Genomic DNA, 19,906 nt, shown 5'->3' with positions numbered 1-19,906 from the left:
CGATCTCGTTTTGAAGCGGAACACCTCTGATCAATAAGATCCGCCGATGATCAGAACACAACGGCTGGCGGCCGGGCTCTGTGCCCTGCTCGCCGCGCTCACGGCCGGGATAGCGTTCCCGGCCGGGGCGGTCGCCGACGAGACCACCGCCACCGCTCCGAAAGTCGATCTCGTGATCGACGTCAGCGGTTCGATGCGGGCGAAGGACATCGACGGCCAGTCGCGCATGGCCGCCGCGAAGCAGGCCTTCAACGAGGTACTGGACGCGACGCCGGAAGAGGTCCAGCTCGGCATCCGCACCCTCGGCGCCAACTACCCGGGCGACGACCGCAAGACGGGCTGCAAGGACACCGCGCAGCTCTACCCGGTCGGCCCGCTGGACCGCACCGAGGCCAAGACGGCGGTGGCGACCCTCACGCCCACCGGCTGGACGCCGATCGGCCCCGCGCTGCTGAAGGCGGCCGACGACCTGGACGGCGGCGAGGGCTCCAAGCGCATCGTGCTGATCAGCGACGGCGAGGACACCTGCGCGCCGCTCGACCCGTGCGAGGTGGCCCGGGAGATCGCCGCCAAGGGCATCGGCCTGACCATCGACACGCTCGGCCTGGTCCCGAACACCAAGATGCGGCAGCAGCTCAGCTGCATCGCCGAGGCCACCGGTGGCACCTTCACGTCGGTCGAGCACACCGACGAACTCGCCGACAAGGTCAACCAGTTGGTGGACCGGGCGGCCGATCCGGTGGTGACGCCGGTCGCGACGACGGGCGCGGACCAGTGCGCGAAGGCCCCGACGCTGCAGTCCGGCCTGTACACCGACCGCGAGGAGTTCGGGCAGCAGCGCTGGTACCGCGTGCAGGTCCCGCACGGCCGGGAACTGCGCGCCTCGGTGAGCGTCGCGGCCGACCGTGCGGTGGATCCGGCGTACGGGCTGCTGCTGCGGGCGGTGACCGAGCGCGGCCGGGAGATCGTCCGCGGTGAGGCGGCGGGCAACGGCCGTACCGATGTGATCTCGACGGGCCTGCGCTACCCGAAGGCCGAGGACGAGGACGTGGAGGGCGAGGTCGCGCCCGAGACCGTGTGCCTCCAGGTCACGCACTCCTTCTCGGCGGACGGCGGGGTGAAGACCACCCCCGGTCTGCCGCTCGAACTGACCATCGACGTCGTGCACGGGCCGGACGCGTCGAGCGACGTGGCCTCCTTCGGCCTCGGGCGCAGCTGGTGGCTGCTGGGCGCGCTGATCCTCACCGGCTTCCTCGCCGGTCTCGTCTGGGGCTGGCTGTCACGCTGGCGCGTCGCGGTCTGGAGGACCAACTGATGCGGATCACACGTGTGTTGAGCGCGTCCCTGCTGACGCTGGGGCTGGCGGCGGGTCCGGCGGTCGCCGACTCCTCACCGTCGCCGAGCGCGTCGGAGGACGGCGGCGCGCCGACCGAGGCCGGCACCTCCTTCCGTACGGCGACCGAGGTCGAGCAGGGGCAGACGGCCACGGCGAGCGCCTCCGCGGGCGACTACCTGTACTGGTCGTTTCCCGCGGACGCCGGACAGCGCCCCACCGTCAAGGCCACGGTGAAGCTGCCGGACACGCACGCCGCCGAGACCTGGCAGGTCGACGTGTACGACGGCCTGCGGCGCCGCCAGCCCTGCCAGTCCGGGGCACAGACGCGCACCGCCGCGGCGGGTGCCGCGTCCGTGGAGCTGACCTGCGTCCTGCGTACCGTCCGCGCCTGGTCGGAGCCGTGGGCCAACGATCCGCTGCCGGGCACGTACTACCTCCGGCTGGCGGTCATTGATCTGCCCACCTCCGATCTCGGACTGCCGGTCGACGCCGAGGTCCGGGTCGACTCCAAGGACATCGGCGGGGCGGCCGCGGTGGACGGGTCGCTGGCCCAGCCGCTGGTGCCGGGGGCCGGTGTCATCTCCGAGAGCGGCGAGGAGGAGTACACCAAGAAGAGACTGCTCGCGAGCCTCGAACCCAGCGGCGGCTGGGCGTCCGGCTGGTGGTCCGACCGATGGGTATGGACGGCGATCGGCGGCGCGCTGGCCGCGCTCGCGGGTGTCGGCGGGTATGCGCTGACGCGCGGGTCGGGTCGGCCCTCGCAGGTACCACCGGGCGCCTGACGGGAAGCCGGAAGGGCCCGCTGTCCTCGCTGGACGGCGGGCCCTTCCGCCGAGGTCAGCCTTCCCGCAGCGCCTTGGCGAGGGTTCCGTCCCCGGTCACGTCGATACGGCCGTCCCGTACGGCGTCGGCCACCCGCAACTCCCCGCGCGCGACCGCTTCGCACGTCCCGGAGTCCAGCACCAGCCGCGCGTCGGGCTCCCCGGGGGCGGGCCCGTCACCGTAGACCGGCCCGTCCTCGGCACCGACGTACAGATGGAAGTCCCCTTCCTCCAACCGGACTTCGACGAGCCCCTCCCCCGCCAGCGACCGGAGCAACGGCAGCGCGAACCAGTGCGCCCGCACCGCGTCGGTGGGCCGCCGCTCGCCGAGCTCGGCCTGCCCCCACTCCCCCAGCGCCTGTAGCACGGGCAGCAACTCCCGCCCCCGTGCGGTGAGTTCGTAGACGTATGCCGCCCCGGGCGGCGGCAGCCGACGCCGGGTGCCGATCCCGTCCCGCTCCATGTCCTTCAGCCGTGAGGCCAGTACGTCCGTGCTGACGCCCGGCAGATCGGCGTGCAGGTCGGTGTAGCGCCGTGGGCCGGCCAGCAACTCCCGGACGATCAGCAGGGTCCAGCGGTCGCCGACGACGTCGAGCGCGCGGGCGGCGGAACAGTACTGGTCGTAGCTTCGGCGAGGTGACATGCGACGCAGTCTAGACATGTTGTTGGACTTTCCAAGCTCGAACTTGGTAAAACCAAGCAACACACGAACCGGAGGGGCGAGCGCGCATGGAGTTCCGGCAGTCGAGCAAGCTGAGCGAGGTCTGTTACGAGATCCGCGGCCCGGTGATCGAGCACGCGAACGCGCTGGAGGAGGCGGGGCACAGCGTGCTGCGCCTGAACACCGGCAACCCCGCGCTCTTCGGCTTCGAGGCGCCGGAGGAGATCATCCAGGACATGATCCGGATGCTCCCCCAGGCCCACGGCTACACCGACTCGCGCGGCATCCTCTCCGCCCGCCGGGCCGTGGCCCAGCGCTACCAGACGCTCGGCCTGGAGGTCGGCGTCGACGACGTCTTCCTCGGCAACGGCGTGTCCGAGCTGGTCTCCATGGCCGTACAGGCACTCGTCGAGGACGGCGACGAGATCCTCATCCCCGCCCCGGACTTCCCCCTCTGGACGGCGGTGACGACCCTCGCCGGCGGCAAGGCGGTCCACTACCTCTGCGACGAGCAGGCCGACTGGTACCCCGACCTGGACGACATGGCGTCGAAGATCACGGACCGGACGAGGGCCGTGGTCATCATCAACCCGAACAACCCCACCGGCGCCGTCTACCCCAAGGAGATCCTGGAGGGGATCCTCGACCTCGCCCGCAGGCACGGCCTGATGGTCTTCGCCGACGAGATCTACGACCAGATCCTGTACGACGACGCCGTGCACCACTCGGTCGCGGCCCTCGCCCCCGACCTGGTGGTCCTCACCTTCTGCGGCCTGTCGAAGACATACCGGGTGGCGGGCTTCCGCTCCGGCTGGCTCGTCGTCACCGGCCCGAAGCAGCACGCGAAGGACTATCTGGAGGGCCTGACGATGCTGGCCTCCATGCGCCTGTGCGCCAACGCGCCCGCGCAGTACGCCATCCAGGCCGCGCTCGGGGGCCGCCAGTCCATCCGCGAGCTGACCGTGCCGGGCGGGCGGCTGTACGAACAGCGCAACGTGGCCTGGGAGAAGCTCAACGAGATCCCGGGTGTGTCATGTGTGAAGCCGAAGGGCTCGCTGTACGCGTTCCCGCGCCTCGACCCCAAGGTGTACAAGATCCACGACGACGAGAAGTTCGTCCTGGACCTGCTGCTGAGGGAGAAGATCCAGGTGGTGCAGGGGACGGGCTTCAACTGGCCGACCCCTGATCACTTCCGGATCCTGACCCTGCCGTACGCGGACGACCTGGAGGCGGCGATCGGGCGGATCGGGCGGTTCCTGAGCGGGTATCGGCAGAACTGACCGGGCAGATGTGACCGCACGTCCGTGGGGAGAACCCGGCGCTGCATCCGGGTCACGGGGAGCGGCTGCAGTCGACGCGCGCAAGGGGCTGCGGGCGGGTGACTTCGCGGAGTCGGAGCGCTGGGCTCTTAGCCTGTGACGCATGGGTGATCTCCTTCTCGTCCGGCACGGTGAGACCGAGTGGTCGCGGTCCGGGCGGCACACCGGCTGGACGGACGTTCCGCTGACCGAACACGGACGGGAAGAGGCGCGGCGGCTGGTGCCGTTGGTCCGGTCCCATCGGATCGGGGCCGCGTTCGTCAGCCCGTCACAGCGGGCGCGGGAAACCGCGGAGCTGATCGGGGTGCGCGACGCTCGCGTCGACGTGGACCTGCGGGAGTGGGACTACGGCGGGTACGAGGGCGTCACCACCGTGGAGATCCAGCGGGAGCGGCCCGGCTGGTTCCTGTTCACGGACGGGGTCACGCCCGGGCCCCCGGCCCACCCCGGGGAGAGCCCGGAACAGGTCGGGGAGCGTGCCGACCGGGTGCTCGCCAGGGTGGACGCCGCCCTCGCGAACACGGAGGGCGTCGTCCTGCTGATCGCCCACGGGCACTTCCTGCGCGTGCTCACCGCCCGCCGCCTCGGGCTGGCACCTCGGCACGGGGCCCTCTTCCAGCTGGGCACGGGCACGCTGGGCCGCCTCGGCACCGAGCACGGGCGGCCGGTGATCGCCGGGTGGAATGTCAGACCCTCGGCGTAGCCTGCGAAGCGGGTGAGTCCCCACGCAGGAAGGAACACGCCGTGACCCGACCGCCGACCGCCGCACAGCGGCGTGTCCTCGACGCCGCCGATCCCGTGACCGGGCGACTGAGGGGTACGGAGGCGCAGCTCGCCGCGCTGGTGAAGCGAGGGCTCGCCTTCCGGCACCCGCGGCCGCCGCACGATCACTTTCTGACGCCGGCGGGGCATCGCATACGGGAGGCGGAGGCGGCTGCGCCCGAGGAACCGGTTGAGGCTCCCGCGGCCGGCGGTGTCTTCGCCGCGCGCATCGGCGGTGAGCAGGACGCTCCGAAGGAGGGTCCTGCCCGGCTGCGTGAGGTGCACAGCGCCTGGCAGGGGCTGCTGGAGCTGCGCCGGATGACCAACCGGGACGGGGCCCTTGACCGGCCGTGCGGCTGGGAACGTACGCATCTGGTGCGGGCCGCCGCGCTCGCCCTGGAGGCGGCCGGGCATCGTCCGGCCGGGCCGGAGCCGGATGCCCCGGGATACCGGGTGCGGGTGACGCCTCAGCCGGAGGCGGTGGCCGTGCACGAGCCGGATTCCGACGCGCTGCACGCCTGCGGGGCGACCTTGGAGAAGGCCGGCTGGCAGGTCGGCGAGCACACCGAGCCTCGTACCAGAGCGCGCTATCTGCTGGCTTCCCCGCGACGGATGTAGGGGGCACGTGTCAGGATCGGATGGTCCAGGCAGCGTGGCACGCGAAGGGGAAGTCGTGACCGAGCCGTTTTCCGTTCCGGTGACCGTCCGTGGGTACGAGACGGATGTCCAGGGGCACCTCAACCAGGCCGTGTACCTCAACTACGCGGAGCACGCCCGCTGGTCGCTGCTGCAGGCCGCCGGGATCAGCCAGGCCGGCCTGATCGGGCGGGGCGTCGGCCCGGTGGCCCTGGAGACGACCATCCGCTACAAGAGCGAGCTGCTCGCGGGTGACGAGGTCGAGGTGACGTGTTCCTTCGACTGGGGCGGTGGCAAGACGTTCCGCATCGAGCAGACGATCCGCAAGACGGACGGCACGGTGGCAGCGGAGGTCATTGCGGTCGGCGGGCTGCTCAACCTCAAGGAGCGCAAACTGGTCGCCAATCCGCAGGACTACTTCAAGGAACTCGCCTCGGAGCCCGCGCTGTTCGGGCTGTAGGTCACACCAACTCGGGCTGGTGCTCCTCGTCGTAGGCCGCGCGTGACTCGGCGATGTAGACCCTGTTCCGCTCGGCCCAGTCGGTCAGGCGCTGCAGAGTCTCGTGCAACTCCCGGGCCGCCGGGGTGAGTTCGTACTCCACCTTCGGCGGCACCGTCGGATGGACGGTGCGGGTGACGAGGCCGTCGCGCTCCAGGTTGCGCAGGGTGAGGGTCAGCATCCGGCGGCTGATGCCCTCGATGCTGCGCTCCAACTCGGTGAAGCGGATGGGGCCGTGTGCGGCCGCGACCAGGATCTGGACGCTCCATTTGCCGGAGACCCTGTCAAGAACCTCGCGGACGGGACACGCGTGCGCGTTCACTGCCTGGACGGTAACACCGGTGTTCCTCTGGGACATTGAACTGCCTCCTTATGCCGACCTGCATGGTCACCCACGATGTTCTCCGTTACAAGTCGTGCACCATTGGAGAACCCGGAGGCAGCGCCGCCATGACGGCCATCGTCGAGTCCCCGACGCGGACACCGCACCGAACGCAGCGAACGTACTCCCGCTGGGCGTCCCTCGTCGTCCTGTGCGCGGGAACACTGATGACGATCCTGGACGGCAACATCGTCACGGTCGCCATGCCCGCCATCCAGAGCGACCTCGGCTTCTCGGGGTCGGGCCTCGCCTGGGTCGTCAACGCCTATCTGATCCCCTTCGGCGGTCTGCTCCTCCTCGTCGGCCGCCTCGGCGATCTGGTCGGCCGCAAGCGGATGTTCACGGCGGGGCTCGCGGTGTTCACCGCGGCTTCCGTGCTGTGCGGGGTGGCGACCGAGCAGGGCGTGCTGATCGCGGCCCGTGCCCTGCAGGGCGTGGGCGGGGCGATGACCTCGGCCGTGGTGCTCGGCATGCTGGTGGCACTGTTCCCCGAGCCGCGGGAACAGGCCCGCGCCATCGCGGTGTTCAGCGCGGTCGGCGCGGCGGGCGGAGCGCTCGGCACGTTTCTCGGCGGGGCGCTGACCGAGGCCCTGAACTGGCACTGGATCTTCCTGATCAACCTGCCGATCGGGGTGCTGGCCCTGCTCGCGGCCGTACGGGTGCTGGAGAGCGACCGCGGCGCCGGGCTCGGCAAGGGCGCCGACTATCCGGGCGCCGCGCTGGTCACCGGCGCGCTGATGCTCACGGTGTACGTCATCGTCGGCGCCGGCGACCGCCCCCTGACCGCCACCCTGCTGCTGGGCGCCCTGTCCCTCGCCCTGTTCGTGGCGTTCACGCTCCGCCAGGCGCGGGCGGCGCGTCCGCTGCTGCGGCTGCGGCTGTTCGGTTCCCGGCTGTTGAGCGGTGCGAACGCCGTACAGATCCTGATGATCGCGACGATGTACGGCTTCCAGTTCATCGGCGCGTTGTACGTCCAACGCGTCCTCGGCTATGGCGAGTTGCTCACCGGCACGGCGTTCCTGCCGGCGCCGATCGCGATCGGGGTGCTGATGCTGGGGCTGTCGGCCCGTACCGTCGGCCGGTTCGGCGCGTACCGGGTGCTGTTGGCCGGGCTGGTGCTCATCGTCGCGGGCATGGCGCTGCTGAGCCGCGCACCCGTCGACGGCTCGTACGTCACCGACGTCCTCCCGCCGCTGCTCCTGCTCGCCACCGGCTTCGCCGCCGCGATGCCCGCTCTGACCGGGCTCGCGATGTCCGGGGCCCGCGAGGAGGACGCGGGACTGGCGTCGGGGCTGTTCAACACCACGCAGGTGGTGGGTGGTTCGCTGGGCCTGGCGGTGCTGTCCGTCCTGGCGGCGAGCCACACCGACGGTCTGCTCGGCCGGGGCACGGAGCTGGTGACGGCCACGGCCGAGGGCTACCAGCTGGCGTTCCGGGTGGCGACGGTGATCGCGGCGGGGGCGCTGGTGCTGGCGGCGGTGGTGTTGCGGGAGCGGCGGGGCTGAGAGGGGCCGGTAGTGGCTTGGGAGGGGCGGCGGATGCGCGTGTCCGCCGCCCCTCCCCCGTACTCAGCGCCTGCTAGGCGGCATCCCGCCATACCGTCATGTCCACTTGCAGGAAGGCGAGTTCCGGCAGCGCGGTCGACTTCGTCTGGATGACGAGCAGTGCGATGTCACCGGAGGAGTGCTTGACGCAGATCTCGCTGCCGTTCGCCGCCGCGGCCAGCGGCCAGCGGCGGCGGTCGGCGCTGTTGAGGAGGAGCCGGCACTCGTCGAGGGAAGCCCCCGACGCGCCGAACAGTTGGACGAACACGCTGGTGTCGCTGTCCAGCGCGCAGCCGACATCCTTGCAGTCGAAGCGGATGTCCCCCTTGCGGTCCTCACGCTGGACCGGCTCCTTGAAGCTCAGCGAGGTCGTCGCGTCCAGCCGCCGGAGAGGGTAAGGGACCGCTCGCGGTGACTTGGAGGCGGCCGGGGAGGGCCGTGACGCTTCCGGTGTCCCGTCGCCGGCCCCCGACACGGGCCCGGGCGCCGAGGGCGACGCCGTTGACGACCCCACCGTCCTTGCGGACTCCTCCGGGCCGGGCGTCGATGGCGCGCCCGCGACCCAGTCGCGGAACCTGTCCCCCGCGTCCGCGACCATCCACGCAGACCCCGCCAGCAGCAGCGCACCCGCCGTCACGGCCGCGGCCGTGATCAGCGCGGTACGCCGTCTCCCCGCCCGCCGCGGATCCGGCACCGTCGGCTGCGGTCGCGTGACGACCAACGGCACCGCCTGTACCCGGGTGGGTTCGGGGACCGGAGCCGGAACCGTCACCTCCGGCCCCATGACGTCCCGCCAGACGGCCGGCCCCGCGCCCGCGTCGGCTTCCGCCCCCAGCCGCTGCCGGCACCACTCGACGATCTCCGCCGGGGTGGCCCGCTCCCGGGGATCGGCGGCCATGCACCGGGCGATCAGGGGGCGGAGCGGCTCGGGCAGCCGGGACAGGTCGGGTTCTTCGTGCACGATCCGGTACAGCACGCTCGCCGCGGGGCCGCTCCCGTACAGCGGCTCGCCCAGCGCCGCGAACGCCGCCGTCTGGCCCAGCGCGAAAATGTCCGTCGCCGCCGTGACCTCGCCCGCGGTCGCCTGCTCCGGCGCCATGAACGGGGGCGTGCCGACTGCGGAGCCCGTGGCGGTGTGCGAGGTGAGGTCGGCGGCGAGCGAGATGCCGAAGTCGATCACGCGCGGCCCATCGGCGGCCAGCAGCACGTTCGACGGCTTCAGGTCCCGGTGCACGATGCCCGCACCATGGATGGCCTGCAGTGCCTCGGCCACCCCCGCCACCAGCCACAGCACGGCGGGCACCGGCAGCGGTCCGCGCCGGGCCACGGCCTCCGCCAGGGACGGCCCGGGCACGTACAGCGTGGCCAGCCAGGGCGGTACGCCCTCCGCCTCGGCGTCGATCAGTTCGGCGGTGTACGCCCCGCGGACCCGCCGGGCCGCCTCCACCTCGCGGCGGAACCGGCGCCGGAAGTCCGGGTCGTCGGCCAGCTCCGGCCGTACCACCTTGATCGCCACCGGTCGGCCGCCCTGGGTGTGCGACAGGTAGACCCGGCCCATGCCACCCGCGCCGAGCCGGGCGGCGAGGCGGTAGCCGGCCACGACGGGCGGATCGTCCGCCTGCAATGGCTGGAACACCTCGGTCGCGTTGTTCATCGGCCCGCTTCCCCCTCATCCCCTGAACCCCTGGTCAACCTTGAGTTGACCGAGGCAGAAGCCTAAGCGGAATTCGGATGCGGAAAGTCCCGGACGCCTGGGATGCTGCCGCTCCATGGCGGCACGACGCATCAAACCCAGCCTCTACATCTCCGTCGACATCGAGGCCGACGGCCCGATCCCGGGTCCGTACTCGATGCTGAGCCTCGGCGCGGCGGTCGCCGGAACCCAGGACGCCGACGGATTCACGGCGGCCGACCCGGAGCAGCACACCTTCTACCGCGAACTCCGCCCGATCAGCGAGGATTTCGTCCCCGAGGCGCTGGCCGTGAGCGGGCTGGACCGCGAGCGCCTCGGGAAGGAGGGGGTCGACCCCGCCCTGGCTCTCGCGCAGTTCACACGCTGGGTACGCGAGGTCTGCGGCGACGCGCAGCCGGTGATGTGCGGCTACCCGGCGTCGTACGACTGGACGTTCCTGTACTGGTACTTGATCCGCTTCACCGGAGCGAGCCCCTTCGGCCACTCCGGCTGCCTGGACATGAAGACGCTGTACGCCACCAAGGCCGGGCTGCCGCTGCGGGCCGTGGCCAAGGGCACGATGCCGCGGGAGCTGCTGTCGAGGCGCCGTCACACGCACCATGCGCTGGACGACGCCGTCGAGCAGGCCGAGCTGTTCGCCAACCTCATGGAGTGGCGGGGGCCCGGGTCGTCGTCCCGGTGATCTCCTCGCCCGCCTCCATCGGGTGGGTCACGTCATGGGCGTCCCGGCCGGCCTTGCCCAGGTGGTTGAAGACCAGGTTCAGCAGGACCGCCGCCACACACCCCGTCGAGATGCCCGAGTCGAGCACGATCCGCGCCGTCTCCGGGAAGGCGTGGTAGAACGCCGGCGCCGTGATCGGGACGATGCCGACGGCCAGTGAGACGGCGACGATCAGGACGTTGTTGTCCTTGTCGAGGCCTGCCCGGACCAGGGTCTGGATGCCGCTCGCGGCGACTGAGCCGAAGAGGACGACGCCCGCGCCGCCGAGCACCGGGCGCGGTACGACCGCGATGAGCGAGGCCGCCATCGGGCACAGGCCCATCAGCACCAGGAAGCCACCGCCCACGGCGACGACGTACCGGCTGCGGATCTTCGTCATCGCCACCAGGCCGATGTTCTGCGCGAAGGCGCTGCACATGAAGCCGTTGAAGAGGGGGCTGATCGCGGAGCCGAGGGTGTCGGCGCGCAGGCCGGCCGCGATGGTCTTCTCGTCGGCCGGGCGCTCGACGATCTCGCCCAGCGCCAGCATGTCGGCCGTCGATTCGGTCATCGACACCACCATGACCACGCACAGCGAGATGATCGCGGCGAGCTGGAACTGCGGGGCGCCGAAGTGGAACGGGGTCGGGAAGCCGATGACGTCCGCGTCCGCGACGGGGCCGAAGTCCGTGACGCCGAACGGGATCGCGATCAGCGTGCCGACGACCAGGCCGAGGAGTACGGCGATCTGCTTGACGAAGCCCCTGGTGAAGCGGCGCAGGAGCAGGACGATCAGCAGGGTTCCGGCCGCGAGGCCCAGGTTCGTCGCCGAACCGTAGTCGTGCGCCGCGGGGTCGGGGCCCTGGGCCCAGCCGAAGGCGACCGGGAGGAGGGAGATGCCGATCAGGGTGATGACCGTACCCGTGACCACCGGCGGGAAGAAGCGGACCGCCTTGCTGAAGAAGGGGGCGGCGAGGAAGCCGAGAAGGCCGGCGACGATGACCGCGCCGAAGATGATCGGCAGGGCGTCGGACTTGTCCTCGGTGGAGGCGACGACCGCGGTCATGGGGGCGACGCCGGCGAAGGTGACGCCGTTGACGAACGGCAGCCGGGCGCCGATCTTCCAGATGCCGAGGGTTTGGAGGATGGTGGCGAGGCCCGCGGTGAAGAGACAGGCGCCGGTGAGGAAGGTCAGGTCGGTGGCGGTCAGGCCTATGGCCGCGCCGACGATCAGGGGTGGGGCGACGACTCCCGCGTACATGGCGGCCACGTGTTGCAGACCTGTGGTCGCCATTTTCAGGGCGGGGAGTTTCTCGTCGACGGGGTGGGGCGAAACGGGCTGGGCGGACACTGCGGCTCTCCTCCGGGCGGGTAACACGTCGGCTCCGACGTGGGTGTCATGGAGGTGGTGCGAGTGGTCGTGCGGGACCGGGGACGGGCCCGTTCTGGGGGAAACGGAGACCGTTCCGGGGCGCACGCGTCCACGCGCGCCCCGGAGACGGCCGCCATGGAACCCGCTCGGGTCCACGGCCACCGGTCGGGAGCCGTCCCTCCCGACCGGAGATCTTCGACTGGCCAGGCCTGCGTCAGGCCTGCGCCGCGATCCTCGCCAGGCGCTGGGCCTCGTCCCGCGTCGAGCGGGCGATGGCGTCCTCGTCGGCCGTGAGCAGCCGCCCGTCCTCGACGATCTGCCGGCCGTTGACGAACGACGCCGTGACCGGGGCCGCCGCGCCGAAGACCAGCGCGGTCACCGGGTCGGCGATGGAGGCGTGGGCGAGGGTGTCCAGCTTCCACAGCACCAGGTCGGCCAGCTTGCCCGGCTCCAGCGAGCCGATCTCACGCGCGCGGCCGAGGACCTGGGCACCGCCGTACGTCCCGAGGCGCAGCGCCTGCCGGGCGTTCAGGGCGGCCTCCTTGTGGGCGCCGAGGCGGTTGATGAGGAGGGCGTTGCGCAGTTCGGTGTGCAGTTCGCCGGACTCGTTGGAGGCGGTGCCGTCGACGCCGAGGCCGACCGGGACGCCGGCCCTGAGCATGTCGGGGACCCGGGCGATGCCGGCCGCGAGGCGGGCGTTGGAGGACGGGCAGTGGGCGACACCGGTCTTCGTACGGGCGAAGGCGGCGATGTCGGAGTCGTTCATGTGGACGCAGTGCGCCATCCACACGTCCTCGCCGAGCCAGCCGGTGGACTCGAAGTAGTCGGTCGGGCCCATGCCGAACAGCTCGTGGCAGAACTTCTCCTCCTCCACGGTCTCCGAGCCGTGGGTGTGCAGCCGTACACCCAGTCGGCGAGCCAACTCGGCGCCGTCGCGCATGAGTTCCGTGGAGACGGAGAAGGGGGAGCAGGGGGCGACGGCGACCTGGGTCATCGCGTCGAAGGAGGCGTCGTGGTGCTGCTTGACGGTCTCCTCGGTCCCGGCCAGCGCGCCTTCGAGGGTCTCGACGGCGAAGTCCGGCGGCAGCCCGCCGTCCTTCTCGCTGCGGTCCATGGAGCCGCGGGCGAGGGTGAAGCGGACGCCCATGTCGCGGGCGGCGCCGATGATGGCGCCGGAGAGGTCGCCGGAGCCCTGCGGGAACACGTAGTGGTGGTCCATGGCGGTGGTCACACCACCGCGGGCCATCATCGCCAGCGAGCCCTGCGCGGCCGAGCGGACCATCTGCTCGTCGATGCGCGCCCAGGTCGGGTAGAGGGCGACGAGCCAGTTGAAGAGGTTGTGGTCCGTGGCCAGGCCCCGGGTGATCCACTGGTAGAAGTGGTGGTGGGTGTTGATCAGGCCGGGGGTGACCAGGTGCCCGGTGGCGTCGAGGCGGCGTACGACGTTCTCCAGGCCCTCGGGGGCCTTGCCCGCGCCGAGCGACTCGATGCGGTTGTCCGCGATGACGATGTGGCCCGTGGCGTACTCGGTGTCCTTCGCGTCCACCGTCGCGATCGAACAGTTCTCGATGACGATGCGCTGGGCTGCTGCCATGGTTCGCCCCTTTTTCACGGGTGTTGTGCTGAATTGGAGAGGGCACGGCAGGACCCTGGGAGTTTTGAGTGCCGTGACCGGGAAGGCGGGTTCCCCGGTCACGGGTGCCGAAAGGGGATGGATCAGAGGTTGGATCAGAGGTTGGTGAGGTCCATGGGGATCTTCGCCTCGCAGCCGTCCCGCAGGATGGTGGCCTCGATCAGGCCGTAGGGGCGGTCGGCGGCGAAGTACACCTCGTTGTCGTTCTTCAGCCCGAACGGCTCCAGGTCCACCAGGAAGTGGTGCTTGTTCGGGAGGGAGAAGCGGACCTCGTCTATCTCGCTGCGGTTGTTGATGATGCGCGAGCCCATCTGGTACAGCGTCTGCTGCAACGACAGCGAGTAGGTCTCGGCGAAGGCCTGGAGCATGTGCTTCTTGGTCTGCTCGTAGGACTTCTCCCAGTTGGGCATCCGCTGCTCGTCGTCGGTCCAGTTGAACCGCCAGCGACCGGAGACCTGGGTGGCCAGGATGCGGTCGTAGGCCTCCTTCAGCGTCGTGTACTTGTCCTTGACGTAGCCCCAGAACTCGGAGTTCGTCGAGTTCATCACGACCAGGTCCTTGAGGCCGGAGATGACCTCCCACTTCTCACCGTCGTAGGTGATCTGCGTGAGCCGCGTCTCCTGGCCCTGGCGGACGAAGGAGTGCTTGACCTCGTCGGAGCCGATGAACTGCGAGTTGGCGTCGGAGGCCTCGATCCGCTCCCAGGCGTACTCCTCGATGCGGATCCGGGCCTGGTGGATCGGCTCCTGCGAGGTGACGAAGTGACGGGCGAGGTGGATGCCGAACTGCTCGGCGGACTCGATGCCGTACTCCTTGGCGAACGCGTACACCGTGTTCTTGGTGGTGTCGGTCGGCAGGACGTTGGCGTTCGAGCCGGAGTAGTGGACCTCGTCCATGTCGCCGCTCAGCGCCACGGATACGTTCAGGTCCTTGATGTGGTGGGTGGCGCCGTCCCGCGTGATCTTTACGACTCGGTTCTCGGCCTTGCCGTACTGGTTCTGTCCCAGGATCGTGGGCATTTAGCTAGCTCCCTCGGTATACGGAGTAGCCGAACGGGTTGAGCAGCAGCGGTACGTGGTAGTGCTCCCCCGGCACGACGGCGAACGTGATCGCCACCTCCGGGAAGAACGCACCGGCACCGCTGTCCCGATTCGCGGGGGCGTCCTGCTGCGCATCGGCTTGCTTCTTCTCGAAGTACGGCTCCACCGCGAAGTCGAGCCGTACGTGTGTGGTCCCCTCCGGCAGCGCCGGGAGGTCCTTGCACCGCCCGTCCGCGTCGGTCGCGGAGCCGCCGAGCGCCTGCCAGTCCGCGCCCCGGCCCGAGCGGGCGGAGAGCTGGACGGCGACGCCCTCGGCGGGGCGGCCGATGCTGGTGTCCAGGATGTGCGTGGACACGGAGGCGGTGGTGCTGGTGCTCATGGTCAGGCGTCCTCTTCGGTCTTCCTCGAAGATCAGTCTTCTTCGACGAGGCGGGCGAGCCGGATACGGTTGATCTTGCCCAGCTCGGTGCGGACGATCTCCCGCTCCTGCTCCGGCGAGTTGCCGATCCGTTCCTTGACCGCGTCGCGCATCTGCTCGCCGGTCCGGCCGGTGGCGCAGATCAGGAAGACATGGCCGAACCTTTCCTGGTAGGCCAGGTTGAGTTCGAGCATCTCCGCCTTGAGCTCCTCGGAGGCGCCGGCCATGCCGCGCTGTTCCCGGGCCGAGGTCGGATCACCCGGCTTGGGGCGGCCGATCGGCGGGTGCCCGGCCATCGCCTCGGCCAGGCCCTCGGCGGTCAGCTCGGCCATGGCGGCGTCACTGGCGGCGTAGAGGTCGTCGGCGGTGGCGTAGGGACGAGCGGCGAGCAGCCGCTTCGCCCACGCCGTGGCGGCGCACGCCTCAAGGAGGGCGGCGTGGGCCGCGTGCTCCTCCAGGGCGTTGAACCGGGCCAGGCCCGAGGGCGTGGAATTCGACGTCACGGGAGCCTCCGTGGCCGCGAAGGGCCTTCGTACTGAACGGGCGTGCCGATAGCTAACGCCCTACGACGACGAGACGTCAACACTTTGTTGAAAATTCGCGGTAACGAAACCGGACAGGACCCCTCAGGCGCCCTTCTCACGGTTGAGGTAGTTGTAGACCGTGAAGCGGCTCACCCCGAGCGCGCTCGCCACGGTCTCCACGCCGTGCCGCACGGAGAAGGCGCCGCGCGCCTCGAGTATCCGCACGACCTCCTGCTTGGCCTTGCGGTCCAGGTCGGCCAGTGGCTTGCCCTTCCTGCGCTCCATGGCCGCCAGGATGTGATCCAGGGAGTCGGCCAGCTGAGGCAGGCGTACGGCGACGACGTCGACCCCCTCCCAGGAGAGCACGACATCCTCGGGGCCGGCCTCGTCCGGCGGGAGAATCTCGCCGCCCATGGCGTCGACCAGCGGCTTCACGGCCGCGATGAAGGGCTCGTCCCCGGTACCGGTCACTCCTCACCCTCCCCGACCACGTTGAGCTGAAGCGAGATCCGGGTGGCGCCGGCCTCCAGCGACTTGCGCAGCAGGGCGTCCAGGGCGGTGAGCACGGCGTCGGCGCCCCCCTCGGCCGTGTTGCCGAACGGGCCGACGTCCACCGCGTCGAGCTCGGCCGCCTCGATGACCTCGCGGGCCACCAGGGCGTGCGCGGGTGCCTCGTCCAGGTCGAAGGGCTCGGTCGTGAACTCCACTCTCAATCGCACGCGCTCAACCTAACGCCAGGTGACGCTTTCCGCCGACCCCTCTTGACAAGCTTCGACACACGGCGGCAATCTTCCAGTAGGCAGAAACTAACTTCCGCAATATGGAATCTCAACAAACGGAAGGGAGCGCCGGCGACATGGGATTCGCAGAGCAGCGCTTCAACGTCAACCTGTCGATCCTCTTCACGGAACTCCCGCTCCTGGAGCGCCCCGCGGCCGCCGCCGCGGCCGGCTTCACCGCGGTCGAGCTGTGGTGGCCCTGGATCGACTCCCCCACGCCCGAGCAGTCCGAGCTCGACGCCCTGAAGAAGGCGATCGAGGACGCGGGCGTCCAGCTCACCGGGCTGAACTTCTACGCAGGTCAGCTGCCCGGTCCCGACCGTGGCGCCCTGTCGGTCCCGGGCGCGGAGTCGGAGAAGTTCCGCGCCAACATCGACGTCGCCGCCGACTTCGCCCAGTCGCTGGGCTGCCGTGCGCTCAACGCCCTGTACGGCAACCGCGTCGAAGGCGTGGACCCGGCCGAGCAGGACGCGCTCGCGCTGGAGAACCTGGTCCTCGCTGCCCGGGCGGCCGACCGCATCGGCGCGATCCTTCTCGTCGAGGCGCTGAACAAGCCCGAGTCGCCGCTGTACCCGCTGGTGTCCGCACCGGCCGCCGTCGGCCTCGTCGACAAGGTCAACGAGGCGACAGGACTGGGCAACGCGAAGTTCCTCATGGACCTGTACCACCTGTCCATGAACGGCGAGGACCTGCCCTCGGTGATCGAGCAGTACGCCGCGAAGACCGGCCACGTGCAGATCGCCGACAACCCGGGCCGCGGCGCGCCCGGCACGGGGACGCTGCCGCTGGAGGAGCTGCTCGGCCAGCTGAGGAAGGCGGGCTACGAGGGCTGGGTCGGCCTCGAGTACAAGCCGGGCGACCGCCCGAGCGGAGAGGCCTTCAGCTGGTTGCCGGTGGAGCAGCGCGCCGCCCGCTGACAGTGCTGTCCGCTGACGGCACCCCCTGGGGGCTGCCGCCCCCAGACCCCCGCTTCGGCCCCAAAGGGCCTCGTCCTCAAACGCCGGACGGGCTGATTGTCGCCGACCGGCACCTATTCGTTGACGCACCACAGCAGTTCAGAGAGGTACCCCCATCATGAGCAACCTCCCCAAGATCGCCTGGATAGGCCTCGGCATCATGGGCTCCCCCATGTCCGAGAACCTGATCAAGGCGGGTTACCAGGTCACCGGCTTCACGCTGGAGCAGGACAAGCTGGACCGCCTGGCCGCCGCCGGTGGCACGGCCGCCGGGTCGATCGCCGAGGCCGTGAAGGACGCCGACGTCGTCATCACCATGGTGCCGGCCTCCCCGCAGGTCGAGGCCATCTCCTACGGCCCCGACGGCATCCTCGAGAACGCGAAGTCCGGCGCGCTGCTGATCGACATGTCCTCGATCACCCCGCAGACCTCGGTCGACCTGGCGAAGGCCGCCAAGGACAAGGGCATCCGGGTCCTGGACGCCCCCGTGTCCGGCGGTGAGGCCGGTGCCATCGAGGCCGTACTGTCGATCATGGTCGGCGGTGAGCAGGCCGACTTCGACGCCGCGAAGCCGATACTCGAGGCCCTCGGCAAGACCATCGTGCTGTGCGGCCCGCACGGCTCGGGTCAGACCGTGAAGGCGGCCAACCAGCTGATCGTCGCCGTGAACATCCAGGCGTGCGCCGAGGCCGTGGTCTTCCTGGAGAAGTCGGGCGTGGACCTGGCGGCGGCGCTGGACGTCCTGGGCGGCGGCCTGGCCGGCTCGACCGTGCTGACGCGGAAGAAGGACAACTTCCTGAACCGGGACTTCAAGCCCGGCTTCCGCATCGACCTGCACCACAAGGACATGGGCATCGTCACGGACGCCGCCCGCAACGTCGGCGCCGCCCTTCCGGTCGGCGCCGTGGTGGCCCAGCTGGTCGCGTCCCTGCGCGCGCAGGGCGACGGCGGCCTGGACCACTCGGCCCTGCTGCGGGCCGTGGAGCGCCTCTCCGGCGCTCAGGTCTGACCCACCCCGAAACTTCCGGGCGGCGCCTTCGCTGACACCTGTCCTGTCGCGCCCAGGCGGGGGCGCCGCCCGGAATCCGCCGCTGCAAACAACTTCAACAAACTGTTGACGTTCAGATTCCCTCACTTCTAGGCTCCACCAAGCGGAAAGAGTTTTCCGCTGCCACCAGCACGGAAGTGCCACCGCACGGAAGGTCCACGATGTCGAAGCGCGTGCTCACGACCGAGTCCGGCGCCCCGGTCGCCGACAACCAGAACTCAGCCTCCGCCGGCGTCGGCGGCCCGCTCCTGCTCCAGGACCAGCACCTCCTGGAGAAGCTGGCGCGCTTCAACCGCGAGCGCATTCCGGAGCGCGTGGTGCACGCCCGGGGCTCCGGCGCGTACGGCCACTTCGAGGTGACCGACGACGTCACCGGCTTCACCCACGCCGACTTCCTGAGCGCGGTGGGCAAGCGGACCGAGGTGTTCCTGCGCTTCTCGACCGTGGCCGACAGCCTGGGCGGCGCGGACGCGGTCCGCGACCCGCGCGGTTTCGCGGTCAAGTTCTATACGGCGGAGGGCAATTACGACCTCGTCGGGAACAACACCCCGGTGTTCTTCATCAAGGACCCGATCAAGTTCCCGGACTTCATCCACTCGCAGAAGCGCGACCCGTTCACCGGACGTCAGGAGCCGGACAACGTCTGGGACTTCTGGGCGCACGCCCCCGAGGCCACGCACCAGGTGACCTGGCTGATGGGCGACCGCGGCATCCCGGCGTCGTACCGCCACATGAACGGCTACGGCTCGCACACCTACCAGTGGACGAACGCCGACGGCGAGGCCTTCTTCGTCAAGTACCACTTCAAGACGAACCAGGGCATCCGCTGCCTGAGCGCCGAGCAGGGCGCCGAACTCGCGGGCAGGGACCCCAACTCGCACCAGACGGACCTGCTCCAGGCCATCGAGCGGGGCGTACACCCGTCCTGGACGCTCTACGTCCAGCTCATGCCGGCGGCCGAGGCGGCCGACTACCGCTTCAACCCGTTCGACCTCACGAAGGTCTGGCCGCACAAGGACTACCCGCTGCAGCGCGTGGGCCGGCTGGTGCTGGACCGCAACCCGGACAACGTCTTCGCCGAGGTCGAGCAGGCCGCCTTCTCCCCGAACAACTTCGTGCCGGGCATCGGCCCCTCCCCCGACAAGATGCTCCAGGGCCGCCTGTTCGCCTACGCGGACGCCCACCGCTACCGCCTGGGCGTCAACCACACCCAGCTCGCGGTCAACGCCCCGAAGGCGACGACCGCGCAGAACTACGGCCGCGACGGCTTCATGGCGAGCAACTCCCAGGGCCGGTACGCCAAGAACTACGAGCCGAACTCCTACGACGGCCCCGTCGAGACCGGCCGCCCGCTGTCGGCCCCGCTCGCGGTGACCGGCCACACGGGCACCCACGAGGCCCCGCTCCACACCAAGGACGACGACTTCTTCCAGGCCGGCGAGCTGTACCGCCTGATGTCCGCCGAGGAGAAGTCCCGCCTGATCGCCAACATCGCCGGTGGCCTCTCCCAGGTCTCCCGCGACGACGTGATCGAGAAGAACCTGGCCCACTTCCACGCCGCCGACCCGGAGTACGGCAAGCGCGTGGAGGAGGCGGTCCGCGCCCTGCGCGAGGACTGACCCCAAGGCGGCGGCCGTCTCCTGGCAGGAGGTCAGGAGACGGCCGCACCGCCCGCGCCACGCCGCCGATCGACCCGGATGAGGGGTGGTCGACCGGAGAGGGGGCGCGGGCAACATGAGGACCGCGGCGGCGTGCGAGCCAGTGCGGTGGTGAAGGTCCGGGC

General features: G+C 70.4%; 21 protein-coding genes. 11 read left to right on the top strand and 10 right to left on the bottom strand.

Annotation, left to right across the window (positions count from 1 at the left end):
- Positions 1-46: 46 nt before the first annotated feature.
- Both ACTMVF_RS14055 and ACTMVF_RS14050 read left to right on the top strand, forming a co-directional pair.
- Positions 47-1,315 carry a VWA domain-containing protein gene (locus tag ACTMVF_RS14055; RefSeq protein WP_441271318.1) on the top strand — a complete coding sequence of 423 codons (1,269 nt, stop codon included), beginning with the start codon at positions 47-49 and terminating at the stop codon, positions 1,313-1,315.
- Positions 1,315-2,118 (top strand): hypothetical protein, encoded by an 804-nt coding sequence (locus tag ACTMVF_RS14050; RefSeq protein WP_441271317.1) that lies wholly within the window; start codon positions 1,315-1,317, stop codon positions 2,116-2,118. Before ACTMVF_RS14055 ends, ACTMVF_RS14050 begins: the two co-directional genes overlap by 1 nt.
- Positions 2,119-2,173: 55 nt before the next feature.
- Here the strand turns inward: ACTMVF_RS14050 and ACTMVF_RS14045 are convergent, their stop codons facing one another.
- Complete coding sequence (locus tag ACTMVF_RS14045; protein ID WP_441271316.1) at positions 2,174-2,800, bottom strand: winged helix-turn-helix transcriptional regulator; 627 nt, start codon at positions 2,798-2,800, stop codon at positions 2,174-2,176.
- Between the two features lie 86 nt (positions 2,801-2,886).
- Here ACTMVF_RS14045 and ACTMVF_RS14040 point away from each other — a divergent pair, with 86 nt between their 5' ends.
- From ACTMVF_RS14040 to ACTMVF_RS14025, 4 genes are all read left to right on the top strand, one after another.
- On the top strand, positions 2,887-4,098 hold the full coding sequence (locus tag ACTMVF_RS14040) for a pyridoxal phosphate-dependent aminotransferase (protein WP_441271315.1): 1,212 nt from the start codon (positions 2,887-2,889) through the stop codon (positions 4,096-4,098).
- A gap of 142 nt (positions 4,099-4,240) precedes the next feature.
- Complete coding sequence (locus ACTMVF_RS14035) at positions 4,241-4,840, top strand: histidine phosphatase family protein (protein WP_441271314.1); 600 nt, start codon at positions 4,241-4,243, stop codon at positions 4,838-4,840.
- Positions 4,841-4,881: 41 nt separating this feature from the next.
- The gene (locus ACTMVF_RS14030; protein WP_441271313.1) at positions 4,882-5,517 is read left to right on the top strand and encodes a hypothetical protein; all 636 of its coding nucleotides are present in this window, start codon (positions 4,882-4,884) and stop codon (positions 5,515-5,517) included.
- A 55-nt stretch (positions 5,518-5,572) separates the two neighbouring features.
- Positions 5,573-5,995, top strand: coding sequence for an acyl-CoA thioesterase (locus tag ACTMVF_RS14025; RefSeq protein ID WP_441271312.1), 423 nt, complete (start codon positions 5,573-5,575; stop codon positions 5,993-5,995).
- A 1-nt stretch (position 5,996) separates the two neighbouring features.
- On the opposite strand, the gene ACTMVF_RS14020 is transcribed toward ACTMVF_RS14025, so the two are convergent.
- Complete coding sequence (locus ACTMVF_RS14020; protein ID WP_441271311.1) at positions 5,997-6,392, bottom strand: winged helix-turn-helix transcriptional regulator; 396 nt, start codon at positions 6,390-6,392, stop codon at positions 5,997-5,999.
- A 92-nt stretch (positions 6,393-6,484) separates the two neighbouring features.
- Here ACTMVF_RS14020 and ACTMVF_RS14015 point away from each other — a divergent pair, with 92 nt between their 5' ends.
- On the top strand, positions 6,485-7,921 hold the full coding sequence (locus ACTMVF_RS14015) for an MFS transporter (protein WP_441271310.1): 1,437 nt from the start codon (positions 6,485-6,487) through the stop codon (positions 7,919-7,921).
- 73 nt (positions 7,922-7,994) lie between these two features.
- Here ACTMVF_RS14015 and ACTMVF_RS14010 read toward each other — a convergent pair whose 3' ends face one another.
- Positions 7,995-9,614, bottom strand: a complete 1,620-nt coding sequence (locus ACTMVF_RS14010; RefSeq protein WP_441271309.1) for a protein kinase domain-containing protein — start codon at positions 9,612-9,614, stop codon at positions 7,995-7,997.
- A 115-nt stretch (positions 9,615-9,729) separates the two neighbouring features.
- Between ACTMVF_RS14010 and ACTMVF_RS14005 the strand changes: the two genes are divergently transcribed.
- Positions 9,730-10,335, top strand: a complete 606-nt coding sequence (locus ACTMVF_RS14005; protein WP_441271308.1) for a 3'-5' exonuclease — start codon at positions 9,730-9,732, stop codon at positions 10,333-10,335.
- Here the strand turns inward: ACTMVF_RS14005 and ACTMVF_RS14000 are convergent.
- The 7 genes from ACTMVF_RS14000 to ACTMVF_RS13970 form a co-directional block, all read right to left on the bottom strand.
- Positions 10,298-11,647, bottom strand: coding sequence for a nucleobase:cation symporter-2 family protein (locus ACTMVF_RS14000; RefSeq protein WP_441271367.1), 1,350 nt, complete (start codon positions 11,645-11,647; stop codon positions 10,298-10,300). The two genes, ACTMVF_RS14005 and ACTMVF_RS14000, sit on opposite strands and share 38 nt — an antisense overlap.
- 292 nt (positions 11,648-11,939) lie before the next feature.
- On the bottom strand, positions 11,940-13,319 hold the full coding sequence (locus ACTMVF_RS13995; protein WP_441271307.1) for an 8-oxoguanine deaminase: 1,380 nt from the start codon (positions 13,317-13,319) through the stop codon (positions 11,940-11,942).
- Positions 13,320-13,453: 134 nt separating this feature from the next.
- Positions 13,454-14,377 (bottom strand): factor-independent urate hydroxylase, encoded by a 924-nt coding sequence (gene pucL, locus ACTMVF_RS13990; RefSeq protein ID WP_441271306.1) that lies wholly within the window; start codon positions 14,375-14,377, stop codon positions 13,454-13,456.
- 4 nt (positions 14,378-14,381) lie between these two features.
- Positions 14,382-14,777: a hydroxyisourate hydrolase gene (gene uraH / locus ACTMVF_RS13985; RefSeq protein ID WP_441271305.1), complete on the bottom strand. Its 396-nt coding sequence runs from the start codon at positions 14,775-14,777 to the stop codon at positions 14,382-14,384.
- A gap of 32 nt (positions 14,778-14,809) precedes the next feature.
- Positions 14,810-15,319: a 2-oxo-4-hydroxy-4-carboxy-5-ureidoimidazoline decarboxylase gene (uraD, locus tag ACTMVF_RS13980; RefSeq protein ID WP_441271304.1), complete on the bottom strand. Its 510-nt coding sequence runs from the start codon at positions 15,317-15,319 to the stop codon at positions 14,810-14,812.
- Positions 15,320-15,442: 123 nt separating this feature from the next.
- Positions 15,443-15,811 carry a helix-turn-helix domain-containing protein gene (locus ACTMVF_RS13975; RefSeq protein WP_301995722.1) on the bottom strand — a complete coding sequence of 123 codons (369 nt, stop codon included), beginning with the start codon at positions 15,809-15,811 and terminating at the stop codon, positions 15,443-15,445.
- The gene (locus tag ACTMVF_RS13970) at positions 15,808-16,059 is read right to left on the bottom strand and encodes a hypothetical protein (protein WP_301995723.1); all 252 of its coding nucleotides are present in this window, start codon (positions 16,057-16,059) and stop codon (positions 15,808-15,810) included. The genes ACTMVF_RS13975 and ACTMVF_RS13970 overlap by 4 nt, the downstream gene beginning before the upstream one ends.
- A gap of 137 nt (positions 16,060-16,196) precedes the next feature.
- Between ACTMVF_RS13970 and ACTMVF_RS13965 the strand changes: the two genes are divergently transcribed.
- From ACTMVF_RS13965 to ACTMVF_RS13955, 3 genes are all read left to right on the top strand, one after another.
- The gene (locus ACTMVF_RS13965) at positions 16,197-17,036 is read left to right on the top strand and encodes a TIM barrel protein (protein ID WP_441271303.1); all 840 of its coding nucleotides are present in this window, start codon (positions 16,197-16,199) and stop codon (positions 17,034-17,036) included.
- 157 nt (positions 17,037-17,193) lie between these two features.
- Entirely contained in the window at positions 17,194-18,084 is an 891-nt protein-coding gene (locus ACTMVF_RS13960) for a 2-hydroxy-3-oxopropionate reductase (protein ID WP_441271302.1), read from the top strand.
- 200 nt (positions 18,085-18,284) lie between these two features.
- Positions 18,285-19,742, top strand: a complete 1,458-nt coding sequence (locus ACTMVF_RS13955; RefSeq protein ID WP_441271301.1) for a catalase — start codon at positions 18,285-18,287, stop codon at positions 19,740-19,742.
- Positions 19,743-19,906 lie beyond the last annotated feature (164 nt).

Origin of the sequence: Streptomyces sp. SD31 (assembly GCF_052068475.1) — a bacterium.
Lineage (GTDB): Bacteria > Actinomycetota > Actinomycetes > Streptomycetales > Streptomycetaceae > Streptomyces.
The sequence above is the reverse complement of the archived record's forward strand: the minus strand, read 5'-3'. Positions and strand labels throughout refer to the sequence as shown.